This is a genomic window from Kiloniella sp., from assembly GCF_965205715.1.
Classification (GTDB): domain Bacteria; phylum Pseudomonadota; class Alphaproteobacteria; order Kiloniellales; family Kiloniellaceae; genus Kiloniella.
In genome coordinates, this window is sequence record NZ_CBDBHW010000001.1 from 298,937 (window position 1) to 324,756 (window position 25,820).

27 protein-coding genes and 1 pseudogene are annotated in these 25,820 nt (G+C 46.9%); 14 read left to right on the top strand and 14 right to left on the bottom strand.

Going from position 1 to position 25,820, the window contains the following annotated elements:
* Window positions 1-244 precede the first annotated feature (244 nt).
* The 5 genes from ACOGW3_RS01495 to ACOGW3_RS01515 all read left to right on the top strand — a co-directional run bounded on the left by ACOGW3_RS01495 (window position 245) and on the right by ACOGW3_RS01515 (window position 4,483).
* Entirely contained in the window at window positions 245-1,636 is a 1,392-nt protein-coding gene (locus tag ACOGW3_RS01495) for a class II 3-deoxy-7-phosphoheptulonate synthase (protein WP_419901332.1), read from the top strand.
* A 19-nt stretch (window positions 1,637-1,655) separates the two neighbouring features.
* The gene (locus tag ACOGW3_RS01500; RefSeq protein ID WP_419901333.1) at window positions 1,656-2,840 is read left to right on the top strand and encodes a nicotinate phosphoribosyltransferase; all 1,185 of its coding nucleotides are present in this window, start codon (window positions 1,656-1,658) and stop codon (window positions 2,838-2,840) included.
* A 47-nt stretch (window positions 2,841-2,887) separates the two neighbouring features.
* Complete coding sequence (locus ACOGW3_RS01505; protein WP_419901334.1) at window positions 2,888-3,319, top strand: SufE family protein; 432 nt, start codon at window positions 2,888-2,890, stop codon at window positions 3,317-3,319.
* Between the two features lie 124 nt (window positions 3,320-3,443).
* Window positions 3,444-4,229 carry a substrate-binding periplasmic protein gene (locus tag ACOGW3_RS01510; RefSeq protein WP_419901335.1) on the top strand — a complete coding sequence of 262 codons (786 nt, stop codon included), beginning with the start codon at window positions 3,444-3,446 and terminating at the stop codon, window positions 4,227-4,229.
* A 41-nt stretch (window positions 4,230-4,270) separates the two neighbouring features.
* Window positions 4,271-4,483, top strand: a complete 213-nt coding sequence (locus tag ACOGW3_RS01515; RefSeq protein ID WP_419901336.1) for a hypothetical protein — start codon at window positions 4,271-4,273, stop codon at window positions 4,481-4,483.
* Between the two features lie 72 nt (window positions 4,484-4,555).
* Here ACOGW3_RS01515 and ACOGW3_RS01520 read toward each other — a convergent pair whose 3' ends face one another.
* The 4 genes from ACOGW3_RS01520 to istA (ACOGW3_RS01535) all read right to left on the bottom strand — a co-directional run bounded on the left by ACOGW3_RS01520 (window position 4,556) and on the right by istA (ACOGW3_RS01535) (window position 8,236).
* Complete coding sequence (locus ACOGW3_RS01520) at window positions 4,556-5,074, bottom strand: ATP-binding protein (protein WP_419901446.1); 519 nt, start codon at window positions 5,072-5,074, stop codon at window positions 4,556-4,558.
* Window positions 5,050-6,282: an ISL3 family transposase gene (locus ACOGW3_RS01525; protein ID WP_419901077.1), complete on the bottom strand. Its 1,233-nt coding sequence runs from the start codon at window positions 6,280-6,282 to the stop codon at window positions 5,050-5,052. The genes ACOGW3_RS01520 and ACOGW3_RS01525 overlap by 25 nt, the downstream gene beginning before the upstream one ends.
* Before the next feature lie 74 nt (window positions 6,283-6,356).
* The gene (locus ACOGW3_RS01530; RefSeq protein WP_419901337.1) at window positions 6,357-6,731 is read right to left on the bottom strand and encodes an ATP-binding protein; all 375 of its coding nucleotides are present in this window, start codon (window positions 6,729-6,731) and stop codon (window positions 6,357-6,359) included.
* Window positions 6,728-8,236, bottom strand: a complete 1,509-nt coding sequence (gene istA / locus ACOGW3_RS01535; RefSeq protein WP_419901087.1) for an IS21 family transposase — start codon at window positions 8,234-8,236, stop codon at window positions 6,728-6,730. The genes ACOGW3_RS01530 and istA (ACOGW3_RS01535) overlap by 4 nt, the downstream gene beginning before the upstream one ends.
* Before the next feature lie 230 nt (window positions 8,237-8,466).
* On the opposite strand from istA (ACOGW3_RS01535), the gene ACOGW3_RS01540 reads away from it, so the two are divergent.
* The 3 genes from ACOGW3_RS01540 to ACOGW3_RS01550 all read left to right on the top strand — a co-directional run bounded on the left by ACOGW3_RS01540 (window position 8,467) and on the right by ACOGW3_RS01550 (window position 10,121).
* Complete coding sequence (locus ACOGW3_RS01540; protein WP_419901338.1) at window positions 8,467-9,141, top strand: adenylate/guanylate cyclase domain-containing protein; 675 nt, start codon at window positions 8,467-8,469, stop codon at window positions 9,139-9,141.
* 95 nt (window positions 9,142-9,236) lie between these two features.
* Window positions 9,237-9,671 carry an IS200/IS605 family transposase gene (tnpA, locus tag ACOGW3_RS01545; protein WP_419901075.1) on the top strand — a complete coding sequence of 145 codons (435 nt, stop codon included), beginning with the start codon at window positions 9,237-9,239 and terminating at the stop codon, window positions 9,669-9,671.
* Between the two features lie 276 nt (window positions 9,672-9,947).
* Window positions 9,948-10,121 (top strand): hypothetical protein, encoded by a 174-nt coding sequence (locus ACOGW3_RS01550; RefSeq protein WP_419901339.1) that lies wholly within the window; start codon window positions 9,948-9,950, stop codon window positions 10,119-10,121.
* Between the two features lie 19 nt (window positions 10,122-10,140).
* On the opposite strand, the gene ACOGW3_RS01555 is transcribed toward ACOGW3_RS01550, so the two are convergent.
* From ACOGW3_RS01555 to ACOGW3_RS01565, 3 genes are read right to left on the bottom strand one after another with little or no spacing between them, the layout of a single operon-like run.
* Window positions 10,141-10,770 carry an SDR family oxidoreductase gene (locus tag ACOGW3_RS01555; protein WP_419901447.1) on the bottom strand — a complete coding sequence of 210 codons (630 nt, stop codon included), beginning with the start codon at window positions 10,768-10,770 and terminating at the stop codon, window positions 10,141-10,143.
* The gene (locus ACOGW3_RS01560) at window positions 10,749-10,919 is read right to left on the bottom strand and encodes a hypothetical protein (RefSeq protein WP_419901340.1); all 171 of its coding nucleotides are present in this window, start codon (window positions 10,917-10,919) and stop codon (window positions 10,749-10,751) included. The genes ACOGW3_RS01555 and ACOGW3_RS01560 overlap by 22 nt, the downstream gene beginning before the upstream one ends.
* Window positions 10,920-10,963: 44 nt before the next feature.
* Entirely contained in the window at window positions 10,964-11,281 is a 318-nt protein-coding gene (locus ACOGW3_RS01565; RefSeq protein ID WP_419901341.1) for an aspartate/glutamate racemase family protein, read from the bottom strand.
* On the opposite strand from ACOGW3_RS01565, the gene ACOGW3_RS01570 reads away from it, so the two are divergent.
* Window positions 11,268-12,500: an ISL3 family transposase gene (locus tag ACOGW3_RS01570; protein WP_419901077.1), complete on the top strand. Its 1,233-nt coding sequence runs from the start codon at window positions 11,268-11,270 to the stop codon at window positions 12,498-12,500. The two genes, ACOGW3_RS01565 and ACOGW3_RS01570, sit on opposite strands and share 14 nt — an antisense overlap.
* Window positions 12,501-12,506: 6 nt before the next feature.
* On the opposite strand, the gene ACOGW3_RS01575 is transcribed toward ACOGW3_RS01570, so the two are convergent.
* Window positions 12,507-13,001: an aspartate/glutamate racemase family protein gene (locus ACOGW3_RS01575; protein ID WP_419901342.1), complete on the bottom strand. Its 495-nt coding sequence runs from the start codon at window positions 12,999-13,001 to the stop codon at window positions 12,507-12,509.
* Window positions 12,998-13,651 (bottom strand): GntR family transcriptional regulator, encoded by a 654-nt coding sequence (locus ACOGW3_RS01580; protein WP_419901343.1) that lies wholly within the window; start codon window positions 13,649-13,651, stop codon window positions 12,998-13,000. Before ACOGW3_RS01580 ends, ACOGW3_RS01575 begins: the two co-directional genes overlap by 4 nt.
* A gap of 128 nt (window positions 13,652-13,779) precedes the next feature.
* On the opposite strand from ACOGW3_RS01580, the gene hydA reads away from it, so the two are divergent.
* The 5 genes from hydA (at window position 13,780) to cysS (ending at window position 20,916) form a co-directional block, all read left to right on the top strand.
* Window positions 13,780-15,243, top strand: a complete 1,464-nt coding sequence (hydA, locus tag ACOGW3_RS01585; RefSeq protein WP_419901344.1) for a dihydropyrimidinase — start codon at window positions 13,780-13,782, stop codon at window positions 15,241-15,243.
* Window positions 15,244-15,256: 13 nt separating this feature from the next.
* Window positions 15,257-16,210, top strand: coding sequence for a dihydrodipicolinate synthase family protein (locus tag ACOGW3_RS01590; RefSeq protein WP_419901345.1), 954 nt, complete (start codon window positions 15,257-15,259; stop codon window positions 16,208-16,210).
* Window positions 16,211-16,350: 140 nt separating this feature from the next.
* Window positions 16,351-18,066, top strand: a complete 1,716-nt coding sequence (locus ACOGW3_RS01595) for an NAD+ synthase (protein ID WP_419901346.1) — start codon at window positions 16,351-16,353, stop codon at window positions 18,064-18,066.
* Window positions 18,067-18,087: 21 nt separating this feature from the next.
* On the top strand, window positions 18,088-19,419 hold the full coding sequence (gene gltX / locus ACOGW3_RS01600) for a glutamate--tRNA ligase (protein ID WP_419901347.1): 1,332 nt from the start codon (window positions 18,088-18,090) through the stop codon (window positions 19,417-19,419).
* A 111-nt stretch (window positions 19,420-19,530) separates the two neighbouring features.
* Window positions 19,531-20,916 carry a cysteine--tRNA ligase gene (gene cysS / locus ACOGW3_RS01605; protein ID WP_419901348.1) on the top strand — a complete coding sequence of 462 codons (1,386 nt, stop codon included), beginning with the start codon at window positions 19,531-19,533 and terminating at the stop codon, window positions 20,914-20,916.
* Window positions 20,917-21,001: 85 nt separating this feature from the next.
* Here cysS and ACOGW3_RS01610 read toward each other — a convergent pair whose 3' ends face one another.
* The 5 genes and pseudogenes from ACOGW3_RS01610 to ACOGW3_RS01630 all read right to left on the bottom strand — a co-directional run bounded on the left by ACOGW3_RS01610 (window position 21,002) and on the right by ACOGW3_RS01630 (window position 25,614).
* Entirely contained in the window at window positions 21,002-21,679 is a 678-nt protein-coding gene (locus ACOGW3_RS01610; RefSeq protein WP_419901349.1) for a hypothetical protein, read from the bottom strand.
* A gap of 199 nt (window positions 21,680-21,878) precedes the next feature.
* Window positions 21,879-22,445 (bottom strand): annotated as a pseudogene (locus tag ACOGW3_RS01615) (LysE family translocator); the annotation flags it as partial.
* Window positions 22,446-22,531: 86 nt separating this feature from the next.
* A complete protein-coding gene (gene istB / locus ACOGW3_RS01620) occupies window positions 22,532-23,344 on the bottom strand; it encodes an IS21-like element helper ATPase IstB (RefSeq protein ID WP_419901088.1) in 813 nt (270 codons plus the stop codon).
* Window positions 23,341-24,849, bottom strand: coding sequence for an IS21 family transposase (gene istA, locus ACOGW3_RS01625; RefSeq protein ID WP_419901087.1), 1,509 nt, complete (start codon window positions 24,847-24,849; stop codon window positions 23,341-23,343). Before istA (ACOGW3_RS01625) ends, istB begins: the two co-directional genes overlap by 4 nt.
* A 339-nt stretch (window positions 24,850-25,188) precedes the next feature.
* Window positions 25,189-25,614, bottom strand: a complete 426-nt coding sequence (locus tag ACOGW3_RS01630) for a DUF805 domain-containing protein (protein WP_419901350.1) — start codon at window positions 25,612-25,614, stop codon at window positions 25,189-25,191.
* Between the last annotated feature and the right edge of the window lie 206 nt (window positions 25,615-25,820).

Consider the following 25,820-nt stretch of genomic DNA (forward strand, 5'->3'; position numbering starts at 1 on the left):
TCGATCAAACCTCACATTAAACATTGTTGCGAATCGATATCAATTAGGGAGCTATCTTTATCTTATGACCTGTTTGTTGTGTGAAATGGGATGATTATTATGTAAATGTGAACATTCTTGAGCTGCTTGGGGTATGTCATTCAGATGAATATATAAGTTTAACAAAGCTTTCTGCTGGTAATGGACAGAAAAGGTGATTAAAACTGTCTGACGTATAATTATGTTTTGTAATTGAGGTATTAAAATGAGCGCGAAATGGACACCTGATTCCTGGCGCGCCAAGGATATTCGGCAAGTGCCCGAATACCCAGATTCTGCTGTTGTAGATTCTGTGGAAAAAACCTTGGCGGGCCAACCGCCACTGGTTTTTGCAGGCGAGGCACGAAGACTACGTAAACAACTTGGCGAAGTGGCAGAAGGCCGTGCGTTCCTCCTTCAGGGGGGCGATTGTGCCGAGGCTTTTGCAGAGTTTCATCCCGATAATATCCGCGATACTTTCAAAGTAATGCTGCAAATGGCTGTGGCTTTGACTTTTGGTGCTGCTTGCCCAATCGTTAAAGTTGGCCGTATGGCTGGTCAATTTGCCAAGCCTCGTTCTGCAGGTACGGAGACCATCGATGGTGTTGAACTACCAAGTTACCGCGGTGATATCATCAATGGTATTGGTTTCACACCTGAAGAACGTATTCCTGATCCAGAGCGCCTGATTAAGGCCTACCATCAGTCTGCTTCTACACTGAACCTATTACGTGCTTTTGCTCAGGGTGGTTTTGCGAACCTGCGCAAGGTTCACGAATGGAACCATGATTTTGTTCGTAATTCTGCTCAGTCAGAGCGCTACGAAAAAATGGCAAGTCGCATCGAAGAAGCCATTGGCTTCATGGAAGCTTGTGGCTTGACAGAAGCACGTGTTCCACAGTTGAGCGAGACTGACTTTTACACAAGTCACGAAGCACTCTTGCTGAATTACGAGCAATCGTTGACTCGTGTCGATAGCTTGACCGGTGACTGGTATGACTGTTCTGCTCATATGTTGTGGATTGGTGATCGTACCCGTCATATTGATGAGGCTCACGTTGAGTTCATGCGTGGTATTCACAATCCAATCGGTATGAAGTGTGGACCGACTTCTGACCCTGATGATCTGTTGAAACTGATTGATCGCCTCAACCCAAATAACGATGCTGGTCGCCTGACCCTTATCGTTCGTATGGGCGAAGACAAGGTTCAAGACCATTTACCAGCTCTTATTCGTGCGGTTGAGCGCGAAGGTAAAAAAGTTGTTTGGTCTTGTGATCCAATGCATGGCAATACCATCAAATCTTCTTCTGGTTATAAAACCCGTCCATTTGATCGGGTACTCGGTGAAGTTCGTAACTTCTTTGCTGTACATAAAGCTGAGGGTACTTACGCTGGTGGTGTACACTTCGAGATGACTGGTAAAGACGTGACAGAATGTATCGGTGGGGCTCAGGCCATTACCGATGAAGATCTTTCTGCTCGTTACCACACTTATTGTGATCCACGCCTCAATGCCAGTCAGGCACTTGAGTTGGCCTTCTTGATTGCAGAGCAGCTTAAAGAAGAACGGGAAAGCCGGGCATCGTCTCCTGTCGCTCAGGCATCTAATTTCTGACGAATACAGGAAAAGCACTATGTCTGACTCTACCCGAGATAATAGTCAGCAGGTAAAACACCAGAGGGAGGAGAGATCCTCCCTCTGGCCTGTTGAAGACCAGGATATTACAGCCTGGACAGATCATTACTTTAATCGCAGCAAGAAAGTCGTTGAGAAATTTGGCGACCAAACAGTTACTTATGCGGTTTTTATGAGACGTCCGGTGGTTTCGGCTCCTGGTCTTGTTATCAAGTGGTTAGAGGAAATGGCGCGTAAGCGAGATTTCGACCTTAAAATTTATCTTCGCTACGCGGAAGGTCGTTGGGTCGGGGCAGGTGAGCCAATTATGTATCTAACCGGCTCTCTACGTCATCTTGTTGATCTCGAGACCCTATTGCTTCAACGTTTAGGCCCGGCCTGTGTCGCAGCCTATAACGCTTTTACCATGTGTTCTGATCTGCATTCTGTCGCCTTCCTTGCTATGGATGCACGCCATTGTGCGGGAACGGATATGGCCGAAATCATGGCCTATGCAGCGTCAGTTGGTGCGGATCGTGCCAAGCGGAAAAATAACGCCGTTGGGTTTATTGGTAATGCCACGGACGCAACAGCACATTATTTTGGGCAAGAAGGCGGCCTCGGTACGATGCCTCATGCTCTAATTGGCTATGCGGGATCAACCTTGCGTGCGGCTGAAATGTTTGACGAAACATTTCCAGGCGACCCGATGACGGTACTCATCGATTATTTTGCTCGTGAAATTACCGATGCGCTCACAGTTTGTCGTCGGTTTCCTAAACGGGCTGCGCAAGGCCTTCTATCTGTTAGAATGGATACGCCGGGTAGCCGTTTTATCGAAACTTTGGATCCTCCGAGTTCCTATGCTGTTCTTGAGCGTAATGTGCCAAGAGCAATCCGGGGATACCGCAATGAAGAAGAGCTGCGGTATCTGGTGGGGCCCGGGGTTTCAGCCGCAGCAATTTGGACCATGCGTGAAGCCTTGGATAACGAAGGCTTTGATAAAGTGAAGATCGTGGCTTCGTCCGGTTTTAGCCCAGCTAAATGCCGATTGATGGCAGAAGCAGAGGCACCCCTTGATGTTGTCGGCACGGGTAGTTATCTACCTAGTAGCTGGTCTGAGACATACGCTACTGCTGATATCGTCGAATATGACGGTGTTGCGCGTGTCAAAGTAGGGCGCGAGTTTTTGATCCGAAAATAAAGATCAGCAGCGAAGATTAAGATCCGATACGAAGGTGAACCATAGAAATGACTGAGACTGTAACTTCCGGTGCGATCGAAGAGCTGATCGAGAACTTTGAATTTCTGGAAGATTGGGAAGATCGTTATCGTTATATCATTGACCTTGGTCGTAAACTTCCTGTTATGGATGATTCACTGAAAACGGAAGCCTCTCGGGTTCAAGGGTGTACCAGCCAGGTGTGGTTGGTTTGCCATGTTGATGATAGTGCCTCGAGCCGCATGACCTTCATCGCCGATAGTGACGCCCATATCGTGCGGGGGCTAGTTGCAGTCTTGTTGATGATATTCTCAGGTAAAACAGCTCAAGAAATTAAGAATACTGATATTGAGGGTATTTTAAACCAGCTTGAATTTTCACAACACCTCAGCCCTAATAGAGCCAATGGTTTGCATGCCATGGTCAAGCGTATCCAGGCAACTGCTGATAGTTATCTCTAGGGACAATGGTTTATCATTCTGCAGTAATGTGAATTAAAAATGATTGCTAACTATTTATAAAGTGCTTCTGCCTTAGCCTCTTCCTAGGAAAACTTGGCCCGAATTTATGGGATTGGCCGCGGCTATGCAGCAAAGTGTAAATACGGGAATTTGTCGACCACTGACTTCTATTGTCAGCGTTATGTCCCTTACACTTTTATTTCTAATCTCTATTTTCTTTTCCACGGTTTCCTATGCAGAGCAATGGGTTCTCGGGATACCCAAAGATGACCGACCTCCCCTAACTTATACGCAAGATGGCAAGCATGTTGGATTGATCATTGATATCGTTCGTGAGGTCGGCAGGCGCATTGATGTCGATATTAAAATAGAAGTCGTTGGTGCTTCTGAGCGCCGCAAAGGGTTTGTCAAAGGTCAATACGTTATTGAGTGCTGTATCATTGAGGGGTGGCGTACCCGCCCTGAAGAGATTGCTATACAGCTATTCTCTGATCCTGTGCTCCAGATACAGGACATTTTTATTTTCCCGCCTCACCAAGCCTTTCCAATTTCCTCTATGGAATCTCTAAAGGATAAAGAGGTCGGCACTATTCGTGGGTATAGTTACAAGGGGGAAGAGAACTTTGGATCTCGTGTTGATCACGAGAGTGTTCTTCCTCTTTTACAAGGTATCTCTTCAGGTCGTGTGGATGTTGGAATATTTCAAAGAAGGGCGGCTGCTTTTCACTCGCGGCAAAGTAAGTTAAATTTAACTTTTGGTCCTCTGCATCACGAAGTCCAAGCAAGTATCCGATTACATAAGAATAAGGCTGAATACCTGCCTGAGATAAATGCTGCGATCAGGGATATGTATAGCGATGGGACTTTCAAAAGTCTGTCGGATCAACACTCTTCTTGGATGCGTAAGTAACAAATTTATTTGATTTTGAAGCTGACAATAGGAATTCGTTTATGAATATAGAAGAGCTCTTTAATCGCCAGAATATTCTCGACATTAGCTTCTTCAATTTCAGAAATGCGATTACCGCTGCGTTTTATGCAGATAGAGGTCTCCATATATTAAAGGTAAATAATAATTTTAAAGATTTTTTTCCAATTCTGGGCAATGTTTCGAATGCCTATTTTCCAGACGTTTTGAAGCAGTTGGGAGTTGATGAGGTGTAGAGCGTCAACCACTTTGTCCGGTTGCGTCAACCACCTTGGCCGCTTTTGATGCGGCTGTGATCTGACGTTTATTTACGATGCTTCAGGCATATTTTTCACCTTTTTGTTTGTGGTTTTCCGCAACATTTTTTTGAGATTTTGGGCGGCTTCCCATTGTCTGTAGCTGTCGATATTCATCTCAAGAATGGTTGAGTGGTGAACAAGACGATCGATTGCTGCAACGGTCATGGCCTTATCTTGAAAAATATTGTCCCATCCGCTAAAAGGTTGATTGGCAGCAATTGCAATACTTCGGTACTCATATCGTCTGGCGATCAATTCAAAGAGCACGGATGTTTCAGATATATCCCTTTGTGCATAGGTAATATCATCGAGAATGATGAGATCAAATTTATCGAGTTTTGCGAGGGCGTTTTCGAGCATAAGTTCACGTCTGGCAGCCTGGAGTTTTTGCACCAGATCACTGGTTTGCGTATAGAGCACACGGTATCCAGCCTCTATAAGAGCATAACCTACGGCGCATAGGAGATGAGTTTTTCGGCACTTCTCCGCTTTGTTGAGTAGATTTAGGATTTCAAATAGAGCATAGATTGATTATCTGGAATGGATGATTGTCTAATTTTGAGTTTGAAGTATTCGGTATCCTTGATGCCTCTGGCTCGCTTACGGATCATTCCTATACTGACATTACCAGCCTCTATCCTGGCGCTTGTGAGCTTGTGTTTGGCGTAGTTGCAGATGCCCACACAATGTTTCCGTAGGGATTTCGCGAACTTTTTTAGATAGAGCATCTGTGACTGATCTGCTATCAGGCACCAACGTTCCAGTTGCTCCGCCATCGCCTCAAATGAAGCGGCACTCCACAGCAGCTGAAGCTGTTCTTTCAAGACGTAAAGTGCATTCAGGTTGCTATTGCTCTCCAGCAACCTTTGCAGCTTGTCACTTTGTTTTTCACTCAACTTATCCGCATTTTTGAGCAACAGATAATGTGTCCCTTTCATCAACTCTTTACCACTTGGATCGGCCTTTCTGAACTCAAGTCGACGCTGATTATGGATAGCTTTGCTGTAGTTTTTCATGACGTGGAAACGGTCAAATACTATGTCGGCCAACGGCAAGGACTCTCTGACAGCCTTTTGGTAGGCAGGCCCCATATCCATCGCTACGGCCTTTATTTTGCAGGCTGTATCTGGTTGCAGTTGTTTCAAAAACCTTGAAAAAACCTCGGCAGTTCGGCCTGCTTCAACCCAGATCAGATGACCGCCAACCATATCGTAGACCACCGTCATGTAGTCATGACCTTTCGCCCGGGCAACTTCATCTACACCAATATATTCCAAGCCAGTTAGCTCTGCAGGATCAAGCGTAGGGAGAGTTTCAATAAGGTATGCCCTGTCGATATTCTTGACCGTTTCCCATCGTATATCCAAATGTCTGGAAACCGCTTGAATAGACATATGCCGACATAATCCACTGATCAGTCGGCAAAATCGGTGAGTGAAACGGCACCCTTTATCAACAAAATCACACCCCTCAATGCGGCGTTCGCCCTTGTTAATATAAACCTGCGCCAGCTCAATCTCGACCACACAAGGATACCCAAAAAGGGGGATGTCGTTTACTTGTCGGCGGACATGCTGGTTGATGCTTCCCTTCTGGCCTGTAGCAGGGTCTATAGCCCTCCTACGCGCGTCTCGGCTGCAGTGAATGACAATCTTAACACCGCCGTCATCCAGTTTAATTTCATTTACACGTTGCCCTTTGAGGCCTAAAATATGCTGCGAGATGTTGATTGTCATATACCTGCTCTATGTAAAGTTATCAGAAACCATACATATCAACAGGTTACTTGGCGGTCGGCATCTTTTTCTACTCAACAAAGCGGAGAAGAGCCAGTTTTTCCTCCCCCTGAATTTCCAATGGCAATCAGATTTGCTCTTGCGTCAATCCAGTCACCGGCAGACAAGGCTTCGACCTGCGCCTTTTTCACGTTAGGCAGCCGCTTGAAGTTAAAAGTGGCCAGAGTTTTTCCGCCCAGCAGGTTTGATGCGTTGAGATGGCGTTGAATGCGTCGCGTGTCCCTTTCGGCCAATTCATATTCGGCCAAAACGGCAAGGAACCTGGCTGCTGACCAGCCCTCCTTGTCGGATTGGATTGCGATATCTTGCCAGTGTTTGTGAAAGCTGGGTAATCGTAAGTCAGTTAGCATAAGAGGCAGCTTGTGCTGATCCACTTCAATGTTTGTCATGCCCGATCCTCCAACAGAGTATCAAAGACTGATAATGAAGGTTGAACCACGGGAATATCAGGAGGTAAATCCGTGTTCTTTTTTGTGATATTCAGCTTAAGTTTTTTTGCGCAAGGTAGCCTTCCTGCATTGATTTCTCTCGAAATCAGGTGCGCGACTTCGGCCTCACAAGCCTCTTCGTGCGCAAGGAAAAGTATCCCAACCATCTGACGACACGCATCTCTGCGGGACAACTTTTTCTGAAACAATGTCCAGGCCAGGGAGTACTCGGTTCTTGGAAAAATACTGTCACGATAAATAGAATTGGCGAGTGCCTGAGGTTTACGTTTGAGAGCATGAATGACGTGATGATAATTGATAACATGAATGCGGGGGCCTTTGCCGTGCCCCCGCTCACGAGAATGGCTGACGACATGAGTGCTGCCTAGATAGGCTTCTATCCGGTTATCGTAAATATGGACACGCAAGCGTTGACCAATTAGGCGAGAAGGGGCGCTATAAAAAACCTGCTTAACTAAAAAACCACTTGTTTTGGTAACTCTCGACACGACTTCAGTGTAATCTGTTGTTCGCCGAGGAGGTAACGCCTTGAGAGATTTCAACTCTGTTTGGATATCTTGGTCACGATGTTTGTTCCGTCTAGCAATCAGCTCGTCCAAAAATCGCCGATACTCATCCAAAGTGTCAAAGTCATTACTGCCACGCAAAATCAGGGCCTGCTTTATCGCAGTCTTAAGGTGACCGTGGTGAGATTCAATGGCACCGTTCTCGTGTGATTCCCCTCTGTTATTTCGACTGGCCTCCATACCGTAGTGCTCAACAAAAGCAGAATAACGTTTGGTAATGTCCTCCTTTTCCTCAACGCTCAAATTCCGAAAGGCCGCAGACAGGCTGTCGGTCCGGTGGTTTTCAGGAGCGCCCCCCAAGGACCAAAGCGCATTTTGTAAGTTCTCCGCAAGGGCTGTAAAACTCTCACCGCCAAGTACGACCCCAACATGTTCCCATCGGCTATATACCAGAACAAAATGATAGAGCCGATGCACCAAAGGATCTCCTGCAATGGTAATACTTAAGTCGGCTGCATCCGTGAAATCTGATTGGCCCATGTAACCCGGCTCAGGTGTTTGCCTGAAAATGATATCCTTTTCAGGGCCATTCAGAGCCCGCCATCCCCGAACTCGGCGCTCTAACGTGCGCTTGACACGGTCATCGGGAAAACGGAGCGGATAGAGGCTCTGTATGTGGCGCAACAAAGTAATGGGTTTGACCGAGTTGTCTTTATCCAAAATGGGAAGGATGTCCTTATCCCAGATATCTTCAAGCGGATCAGAAACTGTTCGCCCTCGCTTTATATTGCGTTGTGACGGTAAAGTCGCATCAACGTCAAATCGGCGGGCCGTGCGTTCGCTAAACCCTGCGCGGGCAGCGGCGGTTCGTTGACCATGAGTTTTTCTATCTGTCATGTAAAGTCTCAGTTGTTCATCTGTGATAAATTTATACGGCAAACAGGTTCCTCCAATTACATCTAGAGGTTCCTAATTTATCAACTCACAGCAGCTTGTAACTAACACCAAATTAAGCCTTGGCCGGTGGATCTGATTATCAAACGGGCACGCCCTTTTTAATGATCAGATCCACCGGCCAAGGTGGTTGTCGCAACCGGCCAAGGTTATTGTCGCTGAACAATGAGGAGATAATCAGCACCTTCTCTGATAAGCTTGAGGAAAACACTCGGGTGTTAATTCCGCATATTGAAATCCATATTGAGGGTAAGGAGCGGGTCTTCTCGCTTTTAGCAACCCATACAAATGACGATAGCTTTTCTTATCTCAATGGAGTTCAGGGGCAATTCGTTGATCGGACCCAGGAATACGAATTACGCAAAGAACGTGAAGTTCTGCTGGAAGAGAAAATTAGAGATCACGAAATTATCGAAGAAAAAACTTATCAGCTAGAGCGCTTGGCAACCAGATTAGCCAAATACTTATCGCCCCAGATTTACGATAGTATTTTTTCGGATCGTAACGAAACAAAGCCCAGCTTTGCCCGTAAAAATTTAACGGTATTCTTTTCTGACATCGTGGGCTTTACTGAAATTAGCGATGGTATGGAGCCTGAGAAATTGGCCTTCATTATAAATCGCTACCTGAGTGAGATGTCAGATATCGCCATTGAATATGGTGGGACCATCGATAAGTTTATTGGTGATGCCATATTGGTCTTTTTTGGTGATCCTGAAACCCAGGGGGAGCAGCAAGATGCGCTTAACTGTGCGAATATGGCTTTGCGGATGCAAAAAAAGGTAGAAGAACTGCACGACGTCTGGCACGAGAACGGGATTGCCAAACCATTGAAGGTCAGAATGGGGATCAACACAGGCTATTGTACTGTTGGTAATTTAATCCGGTAAACCCCCGGCTATGCCGGGGGACTCTCAATGGTTTGACCGTTCCCACGGTCTTACATTTCTTTGTTTATTGACCAAAATAACAAAGGAATTAGCCGATGAGAGATTACAAAAGCCTTGCACATACGAGATGGGATTGTAAATACCACGTGGTTTTCATCCCTAAACGCAGGAAAAAAGTTATCTATGGCAACCTACGTCAGTATCTTGGTGAAATTTTCCATGAACTGGCCGGGCATCGCGAAAGTAAGATTGAGGAGGGCCATTTGATGCCGGATCACATTCACATGTGTATCAGCATACCGCCCAAACATGCTGTTTCAAAAGTCGTTGGATACCTAAAAGGAAAAAGCGCGATTGCCATAGCTCGAAAATTCAAAAATAAAGCACGGAATTTCAAGGGTGAAAATTTTTGGGCCCGTGGATATTTCGTCTCAACTGTAGGGCTCGATGAACAGATGGTGAGGGAGTATATCAGAACGCAAGAAGAGCGTGATAAGTACTTTGACCAAATGGATATATTCAATCCATAACCGCTTTAGCGGTTCCCAATTTGCCCCTTTAAGGGGCTCACCCGCTTAAGCCCCCGGCTTTGCCGGGGGTCATTTAACTTTGGTTCGGACCATCGGTTGGAATATACGGTTCTGGGAAGTCCTGTAAATCTAGCTGCAAGGCTTCAGACCACGACTGAGCCTGATACGATAATGATCAGCTAATCAACCTATACACTAATTCGTGAGAAAGCAGATTGCACTCATGTAGGAGATATCACGCCTAAAGGCTTTTTAAGACCAATTGGGACCTATAATTTGAATTCTACCCGGGAAAATGGTTTTAGCGATGATATCCATGAGCCTCTTAGGCATGATGGGGCTCACGTCAGTGTTTCAATCCCGGATACCGCGCATATAAAAGAGGCCCTTGAGGAGTTGAAGGGTATTCAGGAAGAGCTTGAAAAAAGGCTTAGCTCAAAAGAAGACTAAGCCTTTTCATATGCTGATTTTAGAACGTTCCTGGGTAAGCACCACCATCTAGCAGCCAATTCTGACCCGTGATGAAGCCCGCACGATTACTGCAAAGGAATGCACAAGCCGCACCGAACTCATCGGGCTTTCCAAAGCGTTTGCTTGGGTTGGTCGCCTGACGGTTCGCCCATTCTTGCTCCAAGGTCGTACCGTTTTTCTTAGCGGCAGCCTGTAGGGTAGAGGTCAAGCGATCGGTTTCAAACGGCCCGGGTAAGAGGTTGTTACAAGTAACGTTGTTTGCCGCGATCTCACGGGCGAGGCCTGCAACAAATCCTGTTAATCCAGAACGCGCGCCATTGGAGAGGCCGAGGATGGGGATCGGGGCTTTTACCGCGCCGGACGTAATATTAACAATTCGGCCAAACTTGCGATCGATCATGCCGTCAACCACTGCTTTGATGAGAAGGATCGGGGTGACCATGTTGGCTTCGACCGCATTGTGCCATGTTTCCCCATCCCAATCTCGGAAATTACCTGGAGGAGGGCCGCCCGCGTTGTTGATGAGAATGTCAGGTGCAGAACAAGCCGCCAGTAATTTCTCGCGACCTTCTTCCGTGGTTACATCACAGGCGATAGCTTTAACATCTACACCAGTTGCGTTGCGAATTTCTTGAGCGGTGGTTCTACCGTTTCTGCGGTACGGCCATTGATGGTGACTTCAACGCCTTCTTTCGCCAATTCCATGGCGCAGGCTTTTCCTAAACCTTTTGACGACGCGCAGATGATCGCTTTACGACCAGCAATCCCAAAATCCATTTTTTTTGCTCCTTAATTTCTTTATTGTCTTATCTAGATGTTCTTTAAATACGGAGTGTTCCCATTGTACCTATGGCCATTGATACGGCAGCACGGCAGGGGTCAATGACCGGAATGTCGAGTGTGTCTTGTAACCAGTTTCGATAGGCAGCCATTCCTGCACAACCCAAAATGACACTCTTTGCTCCCATTTCATCACGTAGTTGTTTCCCCACTTTTTCGAGACGGGGTTTGGCAATCTCTTGGTTTTCTAGGCTCTTCTCCGCTTTGTTGAGTAGAAAAAGATGCCGACCGCCAAGTAACCTGTTGATATGTATGGTTTCTGATAACTTTACATAGAGCAGGTATATGACAATCAACATCTCGCAGCATATTTTAGGCCTCAAAGGGCAACGTGTAAATGAAATTAAACTGGATGACGGCGGTGTTAAGATTGTCATTCACTGCAGCCGAGACGCGCGTAGGAGGGCTATAGACCCTGCTACAGGCCAGAAGGGAAGCATCAACCAGCATGTCCGCCGACAAGTAAACGACATCCCCCTTTTTGGGTATCCTTGTGTGGTCGAGATTGAGCTGGCGCAGGTTTATATTAACAAGGGCGAACGCCGCATTGAGGGGTGTGATTTTGTTGATAAAGGGTGCCGTTTCACTCACCGATTTTGCCGACTGATCAGTGGATTATGTCGGCATATGTCTATTCAAGCGGTTTCCAGACATTTGGATATACGATGGGAAACGGTCAAGAATATCGACAGGGCATACCTTATTGAAACTCTCCCTACGCTTGATCCTGCAGAGCTAACTGGCTTGGAATATATTGGTGTAGATGAAGTTGCCCGGGCGAAAGGTCATGACTACATGACGGTGGTCTACGATATGGTTGGCGGTCATCTGATCTGGGTTGAAGCAGGCCGAACTGCCGAGGTTTTTTCAAGGTTTTTGAAACAACTGCAACCAGATACAGCCTGCAAAATAAAGGCCGTAGCGATGGATATGGGGCCTGCCTACCAAAAGGCTGTCAGAGAGTCCTTGCCGTTGGCCGACATAGTATTTGACCGTTTCCACGTCATGAAAAACTACAGCAAAGCTATCCATAATCAGCGTCGACTTGAGTTCAGAAAGGCCGATCCAAGTGGTAAAGAGTTGATGAAAGGGACACATTATCTGTTGCTCAAAAATGCGGATAAGTTGAGTGAAAAACAAAGTGACAAGCTGCAAAGGTTGCTGGAGAGCAATAGCAACCTGAATGCACTTTACGTCTTGAAAGAACAGCTTCAGCTGCTGTGGAGTGCCGCTTCATTTGAGGCGATGGCGGAGCAACTGGAACGTTGGTGCCTGATAGCAGATCAGTCACAGATGCTCTATCTAAAAAAGTTCGCGAAATCCCTACGGAAACATTGTGTGGGCATCTGCAACTACGCCAAACACAAGCTCACAAGCGCCAGGATAGAGGCTGGTAATGTCAGTATAGGAATGATCCGTAAGCGAGCCAGAGGCATCAAGGATACCGAATACTTCAAACTCAAAATTAGACAATCATCCATTCCAGATAATCAATCTATGCTCTATTTGAAATCCTAAATCTACTCAACAAAGCGGAGAAGTGCCGTTTTCTAACTCTAGAACACCAAGGTTTAAGGCGAGGTCACCCGCCAATCTTGATTCTAATCCAATAGCAGAGACTTGCAGGGCATGACGTGGAATTGAAGCGGGTAGAATTGAGATAATACCAATTGGCCCGGGTTGGCCTGCTGCTGTAAGTATGCCGCACTCGGCGATGCCAAAAATATTAGACAGTCCTGATTGACGAAGGATGGATACGCCAGGGTCGCTAAAACAAGCGATCACATAGGCATCTGCATTTGATTCTTTAATAACCTGGCTAATCAGGGGTTCTATTTCAGTTATATGTTCTTTGGTCTCAATTGCTTCAGGCGCGTTATCAATCTGAATGCAATTGATGTTGGCATTAAACAGACTTTTAAGGCTCTCAATTCCTCGTTCAATTCCTTTTGTCACTGTCTGGGAGGAGTTGGGATTGATTACCAAGATCGAAAGGGGGGATGTGTCCTGGGCCATCATCCAATGCCCCAATGATCAAGGATGCTTTTTTTCACGTTATCTATATGGCGTGCCATTGCCTGTGCAGCGCTTTCACCGTCATCATTCTCTAATGCGATGATAACATCAAGGTGCTCCTCACAACCGGGTTTTAATCTTGCTGGCAATCTGTCGTGGTCAAACATAGCTGTTCTTCGGCGCAAGTCGGTTATCGTCTTGGCGAGGAGTTTGTTTCCGCAGGAATGGGCAATGCTGGTGTGGAAAAAATCATCCGTTGTTCGGTGGTCATCAGAACTTACTGTGGTTTTATCCAGTAGGCTTTGGGTCCTGTTCTTGAGCGCGTCCAATAATTCTTGAGAAATTCGACCGACAGCATTTTTTGCGGCATCACACTCCAGTAATTTTCTAATGTGAAGAACTTCAAGAAACTCTTTCAGATCAACTTTCCGTACAAGCATACGCCCGCCCTTACGTTCCAGCAGGCCTTCAGTTTCCAGTCTGTTAATCGCTTCTCTTACAGGAGTGCGTGATACCTCCAGCTGTTCAGCGAGGCGACGTTCCATGATTGGGCTACCATCCGGGAGTTCACCGGAAAGAAGCATGTTTGTGAGCCGTGAATAGGTCTGGTCGGCTAAGCTTTCGACTGAAATATGTGTCTGTCTGCTTGTCAAAGTAGATGCCTTCCAGCTGCAAAAATAATCATGTGTTGTAGAATCGGTGCACCATTGGTATACCAATGGAATTCCAATGGCAATTTAATTCGATAAAAACACAGTGAAATTATAGGGAGAAGCAGGGAATGCCGGCTTTTGATTTGGTCATCCGAAATGGGGAAACAGTAACCGCAACAGATCGAGTGTGTCAGGATATTGGTATTCTGGACGATCGGATTGCGGCTCTTGGTACCAACTTGGAAGCCGGTAAGCGTGAAATAGATGCGCAGGGAAAACTGATACTTCCTGGTGGTATCGATGCGCATTGCCATGTGGAGCAGATGTCTTCATCGGGTATCATGACCTCGGATGATTTTTACAGTGCGTCTGTTTCTGCGGCTTTTGGCGGAACCACAACGATTATCCCTTTTGCAGCTCAACATCGTGGGCAAAGCTTACGTGCCGTCGTCGATGATTATATGGCTTGTGCCGAACCCAAAGCGGTTATTGATTATGCCTTCCACTTAATCATTTCTGATCCAACCGACGCTGTGATGGGGCAGGAACTCCCTGCCATGATCGAAGATGGAATTTCCTCTTTCAAGATTTACATGACCTACGATGCCTTGAAGCTTGATGACTATGAGATCCTCGAAGTTCTTGCAACGGCGCGCCGTGAAGAAGCATTGGTGATGGTTCATGCAGAAAATCATGATGTCATCCGCTGGCTAAGTGAGCGTTTGTTAGATCAAGGATGTGGCAACCCCAAATATCATGCTGTCAGCCATTCACGCATTGCTGAAAGTGAAGCAACTCACCGGGCGATTGCTTTGGCTGAGCTCGTCGACACGCCGTTGTTTATTGTCCATGTATCTTCTGAAGAAGCTCTGAATGAAATCCGTCGCTCTCAAGCGCGAGGGCTTAAGGTCATGGCTGAAACCTGCCCACAGTACCTTTTCCTGACCGCCAAAGACTTGGACAAAGAAGGCATGATCGGTGCCAAGTTCTGTTGTAGTCCTCCGCCGCGAGATGAGAGTGCTCAAGAAGCGATTTGGGAGGGGCTTATCGATGGCTCTTTCCAGGTGTTTTCTTCAGATCATGCGCCTTATCGTTTTGATGCTACCGGGAAATTATCAGCCGGGCCAAATCCAAATTTTAAACAAATTGCCAACGGTGTTCCTGGTTTAGAGGTTCGCATGCCATTGCTGTTCTCAGCAGGCGTTGTTGGTGAGCGAATGGATATTCATCGCTTTGTGGAAGTCACGGCGACCAACCCCGCAAAAATTTACGGGATGTATCCACGAAAAGGCACGATCGAAGTGGGATCAGATGCTGATCTTGCTATTTGGGATCCTGAAAAGCAGGTCACTATTTCAATCGACATGCTGCACGACAATATGGATTACACCCCGTATGAGGGGAAAGAGGTAACCGGTTGGCCGGAAATTGTTCTTAGTCGAGGGCGGATTGTCGTCGAAGACAATAGTCTGATGGTCGAGCGAGGCTCTGGAGAATATCTAAGGCGTGCACGGGCTTCATCAGCCCAGCCGACAGGAAATCTTGTCCCTGAAGTTGATGAGAACTCGAATTTCAACGCCAAAATACTTTGAGGGTTTAATTATTATGTCTGATACTAAATTCACAAGTTACCGACTTACAGAAGAAACCCGAGGCGTATTTATTATTTCAGCCACGCCCTTCAAGGAAGATGGGGCTCTGGATCTGGAAAGCATTGATCGCTTGATTGATTTTTATCTGGAGAAGGGTGTTAGCGGTATTACTATTTTGGGGATGATGGGCGAAGCGCCTAAATTAAACCCAGAAGAATCTAAAGCGGTGATGAAACGGGTTTTTGCCCGGGTGAACGGTCAGGTGCCGGTCATCGTTGGGGTGAGTAATGCGGGAATGGACAATCTCGTTAACTTAGCACATAGCGGAATGGAGTTGGGAGCTGCAGGGGTAATGGTGGCGCCCTTTGCTGCTCAAAAAACAGAGACAGCGCTATTTAACTATTATGAGTCGGTTTGTGAAGCTCTGGGCTTGGACGTGCCGCTTTGTTATCAGGATTTCCCACTGGTCACAGGGGTAAATATCTCTGTTGAGTGTTTCCACAGTATGGTTGATGCCTTTGATCAGCTGGTGATGCTCAAACATGAAGATTGGCCAGGCCTGAGTAAACTCACGCAAATACGAAATAGTGCCGAGAAAAACAATCATCGTAAGGTCAGTATTCTCTGTGGAAATGGTGGATTATATCTGCCCCAGGAATTGGGAAGAGGCGCTGATGGGGCAATGACTGGTTTTGCTTATCCTGAGATGCTGGTGCAAGTCTGTGATCTCTACCATTCTGGGGAGATTGATAAGGCAGAAGATCTGTTTGATCTCTATCTGCCTCTCGTTCGACATGAGCAACAGCCAGGCTATGGACTGGCAGTTCGAAAAGAAATCTTGCGTCGGCGGGGAGCAATTTCTTGTGCGGCGACTCGTGCTCCCGGTCCAAAATTATCAAAACAGGACCATGTTGATCTCGACCGACTTATGTCTCGGTTAGAAAGTAGATTAGCTGTCGGCAGTTAATATAAGGTGCTGGGACTTTGTATCTTGAAAGGAAGTCCTTTTCAGCTTACTTATACTCAATGAGAGTACAAGCGTGAGGTTGTTGGTCAAACAATAGCTTCATGCTTGCCGCCATAGTGGTATAAAGGTAAGAAGCTGATATGACCGAAAAACTGACCATTGCCTTTGCGCAGATGAACCCAACAGTCGGCGATATCCGTGGGAACGCTGATCTTATTCGTAAAGCGCGCCAGCAAGCTGCCGATGCAGGTGCTGACTTGCTCGTGACGCCAGAGTTAAGCCTTGTTGGTTATCCTCCGGAAGATCTTGTGCTTAAGCCAGAACTTTTGTTGGAAGCTCAGGCTGAGCTTCGTGCGCTCATGGCTGAAACAGGCGATGGCGGTCCTGGTGTTTTGGTCGGGGCGCCTATGCCAGATGTAAAGCTTCAGGAAAATCCTTTTAAAAAAGCCTTCACCACGGCGGGGTCTGAAATCTATAACGCAGCTGTACTGCTTGATGGAGGAAGTCTCGTTGGTTGGAAGGGGAAGCACTTTCTTTGTGACTACAGCGTTTTTGATGAAAAGAGGGTGTTCAAGCAAGGGGCGCTAACAGGCCCGTTCTCTTTCCGCGGTGTCCGGATTGGTGTCTTTATCTGTGAAGATATGTGGGATTCTGATGTTTGTGAAACCCTGGCCGAGGCCGGGGCTGAAATGTTGATCGGGATAAACGGATCCCAGTTCAACGCTGGCAAGACAGATACGCGCCAGCACTTGGCGATCGAACGGATCAAAGAATGTGATCTACCACTGGCCTATTTAAATATGGTTGGGGGGCAGGATGATATCGTCTTTGATGGCGCTTCTTTTGTCCTCAATGCAGATTGTAGCCTGCAAGCTCAAGCTCCAATGTTCGATGAGCATTTCATGGTGACGGAATGGTCCAAGGGAGATGGTGGGACCTGGTCCTGTCAGCCTACTGAGAAGGTTGCACCGGAAGATGAATTGGCAGCAATCTACAGAGCTCTCGTCCTCGGTGTACGGGACTATATTCGCAAGAACCGTTTCCCAGGAATTGTCATCGGGATGTCCGGGGGCATTGATTCTGGTCTATCAGCTGCGATTGCCGTTGACGCGATCGGGGCCGATCGGGTTCGTTGCGTGATGATGCCATCACCCTATACATCTAAAGAGAGCCTTGAGGACGCCGAGCTGGCGACAGAACTGCTTGGCGTGAAGTACGATTCCATTTCCATTGGCCCTGCGATGAAAGCCTTTGAAGAAATGCTGGCGCCTGTTATGGCCGGGACCGAGGCTGATACCACTGAAGAAAACATTCAAGCGCGTTCCCGTGGCCTGACCCTGATGGCGATCTCGAACAAGCTAGGCTTTATGGTGCTCTCTACCGGTAATAAATCGGAAATGTCCGTTGGCTATGCGACCCTGTATGGAGATATGTGTGGGGGCTATAATGCCCTTAAGGATGTCTATAAGACCAAAGTCTTTGCCCTGTCGCGCTGGCGTAATGAAAATAAACCCCATGATGCTTTGGGGCCTGATGGCGCAGTGATGCCGGAACGGATCATTACCAAACCACCATCAGCAGAACTAAAACCAGATCAAACCGATCAGGACAGCTTGCCAGAATACGATGTTCTCGATGGTATTCTTGAGTGTTTGATCGAAGAGGAATTACCGCTTGTGGATATTCTTGCGCGTGGATATGACGAGAGTACTGTTCGTCGGGTCTGGCGTATGTTAGACCTTGCTGAATATAAACGACGACAGTCAGCACCGGGTGTGCGTGTCACCATACGTGACCTTGCCCGTGATAGACGATATCCGATTACGAATGCATTTCGTGGTCTAACCAATAGATAATAGAAGAAAAAGACGAGTTCCATGAAAGTTCGCTTTGCACCAAGTCCAACCGGCCGTTTGCACGCCGGTAATGCCCGTATTGCCGTATTGAACTGGCTGATGGCCAAAAAGGCTGGCGGTTGTTTCCTATTGCGTATGGATGATACGGATACGGAGCGTTCTACGGACGAATTTGCTCAATCCATTCAAACCGATTTGAAATGGCTGGGCTTGGAATGGGACGAGTTTGCAGTTCAATCCCACCGCATGGATCGTTATGATCTGGCCACTGAAAAGCTCAAGGCCGATGGTCGTCTGTACCCTTGTTACGAAACATCAGATGAGCTGAGCCTTAAGCGTAAAATTGCTCTCCAAGCTGGACGTCCACCGATTTATGATCGTGAAGCTCTCAGACTTACACCTGAAGATATTGCAAAGTATGAGGCCGAAGGCCGCAAAGCTCATTGGCGTTTCAAGCTTAACCACGCTGATATCGATTGGGTAGATCTTGTCAGAGGTGAGGCGCATTTTGAAGGTCAGCATCTCACAGACCCTGTTCTGATCCGTGAAGATGGTCGTCCGCTTTATACCCTGACTTCTTGCGTTGATGATATTGAGTTGGAAGTAACGCACGTTCTTCGTGGAGAAGATCATGTTTCCAACACGGCTGTACAAGTTCAGCTTTTCGAAGCCTTGGGTGGAAAAGTTCCAGAATTTGCCCACATTTCCCTCATGGTTGGAGCAGACGGTTCCGGCCTCTCCAAACGCTTGGGTAGTCTGAGTTTGGGATCTCTTCGTGAAGAAGAAGGTCTCGAGCCTATGGCCCTTAACAGCTACTTGGCCCGTTTGGGTACACCTGATCCGATCGAAGTGCGTCAGACACCAGCTGCTTTGACAGAGCTTTTTGATATCGCCCGTTTTGGCCGTGCGACACCGCGTTTTGATCCAGTTGAACTTGGCCACTTGAATGCAAAAGTTCTTCACGAAGCAGACTTTTCTTCTATTAAATCACGCCTTCAAGATGGCTTTGATGAAGAGTTATGGGACGTTGTTCGCCCGAACCTTGAGAAGCTTTCTGACACACAATCCTGGTACGATATCTGCCGGGGTGAGGTCACGCCTGATATTGCAGACGAAGATGCTGAGTTCCTGACGCTGGCTGCTGAGCATTTGCCAGAAGGAACCTGGGATCAGGGAACTTGGAAAGAACTTACTTCTGTTCTCAAATCTGAAACAGGTCGCAAAGGCAAGCAACTCTTTATGCCGCTTCGCAAGGCCTTAACTGGTCAGCAGCATGGCCCAGAATTGGCACAGTTACTGCCAGTTATCGGTCGAGCTCGAGCTGAAGCGCGCCTTAAAGGGCAAGCTGCCTAAATTAATACTCGATTAATTTTGAAAGAGGCTTACAGTGAGCCTCTTTCAAAATGAGTAAAACTAAAATTAAACCGATAGATAATTTGTACCGATAGATTCTGGGATAAGACAATGACGATTAAAGTCCACAACACACTTGCGCGTGAAAAGCAGGAGTTCGTACCCATCGACCCTAAGAATGTGCGCATGTATGTCTGTGGACCGACGGTTTATGATCTGGCCCATATTGGTAATGCCCGCCCTGTGGTGGTGTTCGATACGTTTGCCCGTCTCCTGCGCTATGTCTATGGTGACGAACACGTAACCTATGTGCGCAATATCACAGATGTTGAAGACAAAATTATAGAAGCATCTTTGAAATCCGGTGAGCCAATCGAGAGCATCACCAAGCGAACCACCCAAGCCTATCACGATGACATGGCAGCCTTGGGTGCACTGGAGCCGAATATCGAGCCACGCGCGACGGATCATATTCAAGAGATGATCGACATGAGTGCTGATCTGATCAAGAAGGGGCACGCTTACGAAGCTGAAGGTCACGTCCTGTTCTCAGTATCATCAATGGCCGATTATGGTGAACTATCCCGACGTAACCGCGAAGACATGATTGCCGGTGCACGGGTTGAAGTGGCGCCGTATAAAAAAGACCCGGCTGATTTTGTTCTTTGGAAGCCGAGCAATGATGATCAGCCTGGTTGGGAAAGCCCGTGGGGCAAAGGGCGTCCAGGCTGGCACATCGAATGTTCCGCGATGTCACGTGTACATCTTGGTGAGACTTTTGATCTTCATGGCGGAGGGCTGGATTTAACATTCCCGCACCACGAAAATGAGATTGCGCAATCCAAATGCTGCAATGAAAAGCCATATGTGAACTACTGGATGCACAACGGCTACGTTGTGGTCAATGGCGAGAAGATGTCCAAATCTTTGGGTAACTTCTTTACCGTACGTCAGTTGCTTGACGAGGGGCTGAACGGCGAAGCACTGCGTCTCACCCTTTTGTCTGGTCACTATCGCCAGCCGCTGGACGTGACCCGTGAAAAGGTTGCTGAGTTTAAAGGCCAACTCGACCGTTTTTATGGAGCCTTGCAATCCGTAGAGAAAATTGAAGCCAATACCAACGAAGCTTCCGAGACTTTCCTTGAGGCGCTCAAAGATGATTTGAACACGCCCTTGGCTCTTTCTGTTTTGCATGAGATCACAACCGAGTTGAACAAAACCGGTGATGATCGCAAAAGTCACAGAAAAGCCCTTGGGCGTTTAAAAGGCCAACTTCTTGCTGGTGGATATCTACTTGGTATTCTGCAAGCCGACCCCGAAGTTTGGTTTAAAGGCGAGGGCGATGATGGTCAGGATATCGAAGCCCTAATCGCAGAACGGATTGAAGTCAAGAAGGCAAAAGACTTTGCCCGTGCTGACGCGATAAGGGACGAGTTGGCTTCTCAAGGGATTGAACTTCTTGATAGCCCGACGGGCACGACTTGGCGCCGTAAATAATCCGGTCTGCACCACTTATTTTATGAAGGGCTGAGTTTTAACTTAGCCCTTTTTCATTGCTAGATTACCTATACTTCAGTTTTGATCACACGGTCTCCTCAATAACGGCTTCCTGATTTTCCTCTAGAATATCGAGGATTGTTTCTGGATCGGCGAGAGCTACTGTCGTGTCAGGAGCCTCAGTAGGGGTAGTTTCTTCAGCAGGAACAACTGTTGCGGTTGTTGGGGGCTCGCTCTCCTCTGTTGGTGCAGCGAGAGCAGAACTATCTCCTATCGGATCAGACACAACGGCAGCATTCTCATCTATAGCTGCCGGGATACTTGCCGGGCTAAGCAAACTGTTGATCTTGTCATTTATCAGATTCAATTTTTCTTGCTGCGCATCCGTCAGATTTATGGCCTTGCCATTCTCGTCGATATTTGATGTCAGAGCTTTATCTATTCGGGTTGAAATGTAATTCAGTTTCCACTCCATCCCGAAAGGGATGTTCCCATCATTAGCTTCTGTTTTGGATGCTGCCTTATCGACCCACTTTTCCAATGAATTTATTTTGTTGTCGTGAACCCGGGCACGGACGGCCTGATGGTGTGACTTATGATCGACATGTATGGCTTTCATGCCCTCGGGGGAGAGGGTGACAGTATCTTTTGGTTCAGAGGTCGTAGCCCCTGCCGTACTCGGCGCGGTCTGGTGTGGCCGTTGGTAGATTGCGTGTTGGGGTTTGTTGGTGGCCCCAATGTGTTTGAATAGGTTTATATGCATAGGCTTTTCCCTTTGTGAAGAGCTAGCCTAATAACAGCATTTTTCGTGCCAATTTTTTTAAGTTATTGATCTTTAAGTTCAGGTTAAGGAGCTAGGATTTTATGCCTTCATAGAGGAGTCATATCTCGGGAAATATGTGCCCGGTAAATTAGGGCTTAATTACGGTTTTACACGCCAGATGTCAGGAACAAATACCTGCCTAATTATTGGTAAAAACGATGCGTATTGCCATTCCGCCAAGGATGGTCGCGGTTATCCAACGCAAGAACTTCTTGATACGGGCGCTTGCTTTAATTTTCGTAGCGGCCAGCGCTGTTAGACAGATCAAGGCAACAAAAACGATGTATCCATTTATATTGAATAAGAGGCCTAGAGCAAGCGTTTGCCAGACAACGTCTTGCGGTGCGGCATCAACGAACTGAGGAAGGAAGGCAAGCATGAACAGACCAATTTTGGGATTGAGCAGATTTGTTGTTGCCCCTTCCATAATAATTTTAAAAGCCTGAGTTTTCCTGGGCTGATTACCTTCATGAATTTCTGTTGTGCTGGCTTTGCTCGTTAAAATTTTAAAGGCGATATAAAGTAGATAAAGAGCCCCGGCGATCTTAAGGACAAGGAAGGCGGATTGAGACGTGGCGAGCAATGCTGAGATACCTAGGGCAGATAACATCACGTGCACCAAAGAGCCCAAGCTGATGCCTAAAGCGGCAAGTAAACCTGCTCTTCTTCCCTGATCGGTCGTCTTGGCCAGAACGTATGCCATATCAACCCCGGGTGTAGAGCGTCAACCACTTTGTCCGGTTGCGTCAACCACCTTGGCCGCTTTTGATGCGGCTGTGATCTGACGTTTATTTACGATGCTTCAGGCATATTTTTCACCTTTTTGTTTGTGGTTTTCCGCAACATTTTTTTGAGATTTTGGGCGGCTTCCCATTGTCTGTAGCTGTCGATATTCATCTCAAGAATGGTTGAGTGGTGAACAAGACGATCGATTGCTGCAACGGTCATGGCCTTATCTTGAAAAATATTGTCCCATCCGCTAAAAGGTTGATTGGCAGCAATTGCAATACTTCGGTACTCATATCGTCTGGCGATCAATTCAAAGAGCACGGATGTTTCAGATATATCCCTTTGTGCATAGGTAATATCATCGAGAATGATGAGATCAAATTTATCGAGTTTTGCGAGGGCGTTTTCGAGCATAAGTTCACGTCTGGCAGCCTGGAGTTTTTGCACCAGATCACTGGTTTGCGTATAGAGCACACGGTATCCAGCCTCTATAAGAGCATAACCTACGGCGCATAGGAGATGAGTTTTTCCTCCCCCTGAATTTCCAATGGCAATCAGATTTGCTCTTGCGTCAATCCAGTCACCGGCAGACAAGGCTTCGACCTGCGCCTTTTTCACGTTAGGCAGCCGCTTGAAGTTAAAAGTGGCCAGAGTTTTTCCGCCCAGCAGGTTTGATGCGTTGAGATGGCGTTGAATGCGTCGCGTGTCCCTTTCGGCCAATTCATATTCGGCCAAAACGGCAAGGAACCTGGCTGCTGACCAGCCCTCCTTGTCGGATTGGATTGCGATATCTTGCCAGTGTTTGTGAAAGCTGGGTAATCGTAAGTCAGTTAGCATAAGAGGCAGCTTGTGCTGATCCACTTCAATGTTTGTCATGCCCGATCCTCCAACAGAGTATCAAAGACTGATAATGAAGGTTGAACCACGGGAATATCAGGAGGTAAATCCGTGTTCTTTTTTGTGATATTCAGCTTAAGTTTTTTTGCGCAAGGTAGCCTTCCTGCATTGATTTCTCTCGAAATCAGGTGCGCGACTTCGGCCTCACAAGCCTCTTCGTGCGCAAGGAAAAGTATCCCAACCATCTGACGACACGCATCTCTGCGGGACAACTTTTTCTGAAACAATGTCCAGGCCAGGGAGTACTCGGTTCTTGGAAAAATACTGTCACGATAAATAGAATTGGCGAGTGCCTGAGGTTTACGTTTGAGAGCATGAATGACGTGATGATAATTGATAACATGAATGCGGGGGCCTTTGCCGTGCCCCCGCTCACGAGAATGGCTGACGACATGAGTGCTGCCTAGATAGGCTTCTATCCGGTTATCGTAAATATGGACACGCAAGCGTTGACCAATTAGGCGAGAAGGGGCGCTATAAAAAACCTGCTTAACTAAAAAACCACTTGTTTTGGTAACTCTCGACACGACTTCAGTGTAATCTGTTGTTCGCCGAGGAGGTAACGCCTTGAGAGATTTCAACTCTGTTTGGATATCTTGGTCACGATGTTTGTTCCGTCTAGCAATCAGCTCGTCCAAAAATCGCCGATACTCATCCAAAGTGTCAAAGTCATTACTGCCACGCAAAATCAGGGCCTGCTTTATCGCAGTCTTAAGGTGACCGTGGTGAGATTCAATGGCACCGTTCTCGTGTGATTCCCCTCTGTTATTTCGACTGGCCTCCATACCGTAGTGCTCAACAAAAGCAGAATAACGTTTGGTAATGTCCTCCTTTTCCTCAACGCTCAAATTCCGAAAGGCCGCAGACAGGCTGTCGGTCCGGTGGTTTTCAGGAGCGCCCCCCAAGGACCAAAGCGCATTTTGTAAGTTCTCCGCAAGGGCTGTAAAACTCTCACCGCCAAGTACGACCCCAACATGTTCCCATCGGCTATATACCAGAACAAAATGATAGAGCCGATGCACCAAAGGATCTCCTGCAATGGTAATACTTAAGTCGGCTGCATCCGTGAAATCTGATTGGCCCATGTAACCCGGCTCAGGTGTTTGCCTGAAAATGATATCCTTTTCAGGGCCATTCAGAGCCCGCCATCCCCGAACTCGGCGCTCTAACGTGCGCTTGACACGGTCATCGGGAAAACGGAGCGGATAGAGGCTCTGTATGTGGCGCAACAAAGTAATGGGTTTGACCGAGTTGTCTTTATCCAAAATGGGAAGGATGTCCTTATCCCAGATATCTTCAAGCGGATCAGAAACTGTTCGCCCTCGCTTTATATTGCGTTGTGACGGTAAAGTCGCATCAACGTCAAATCGGCGGGCCGTGCGTTCGCTAAACCCTGCGCGGGCAGCGGCGGTTCGTTGACCATGAGTTTTTCTATCTGTCATGTAAAGTCTCAGTTGTTCATCTGTGATAAATTTATACGGCAAACAGGTTCCTCCAATTACATCTAGAGGTTCCTAATTTATCAACTCACAGCAGCTTGTAACTAACACCAAATTAAGCCTTGGCCGGTGGATCTGATTATCAAACGGGCACGCCCTTTTTAATGATCAGATCCACCGGCCAAGGTGGTTGTCGCAACCGGCCAAGGTTATTGTCGCTGAACACCCGGGTGTTAAGTTGAGCGCAACGCCTGCCAATATAAAGGGAATGAGAAGGGGGAGAGCAGGTAAGATATCTGGCATCAAATTATGTTCCATCAAAAAGCCCGTAGGAGCATGTCTATCCTACGGGCTTTTATCACGAAACATCATATAAAGCTATTATTAGAATATTAGATTTAAGTCCTGTTTCGAGGGAAAGCGGGAGGGGCCAAAACGATTAGGGCCATTATTGCCGACCAAAAAACCATTTTCAATTAATGCCCAAAGACCGCCGATAACAGGAACAAAAATGATGAGGATCCACCAACCACTTTTATCTATGTCGTGCCAACGTTTGATCGATACAGCAATGGCTATATAGAGAGCAAAAATTATGAAAATAATGGTAATAACTCCTACCACGTGTCCTTGGCCGATTTTTGGAACGATAAGTAAGAATACAAAGTAAACACCAATACTAGGCAGGAAATAGCGGAGCCAATAATCGGAACGAGAAATTCTTCCTGTGGCTGAGAACAAAAACCAGCTCCAGGAAAATTCTTGTTTCTCTGAAGCAACTTGTGTCGGAAACATAAAGGAATCTGTCATAATAACTCCCCCCAGATTCAATGCTTATTTGCAGAATGATAAAAAAAGAGGGAACTTGTATAACATTGGTATAGTTGTGGATCTATGTTTTTATTCGCGTTTTGTTATATGTGGCGATAGCTGTTGAAGCCCTTTGGTTTAGCTCAGCGACGTTGACCTTTCTTTGCCCATATGCTCAAAAGCATGGATAAGATAATTTAACAAAG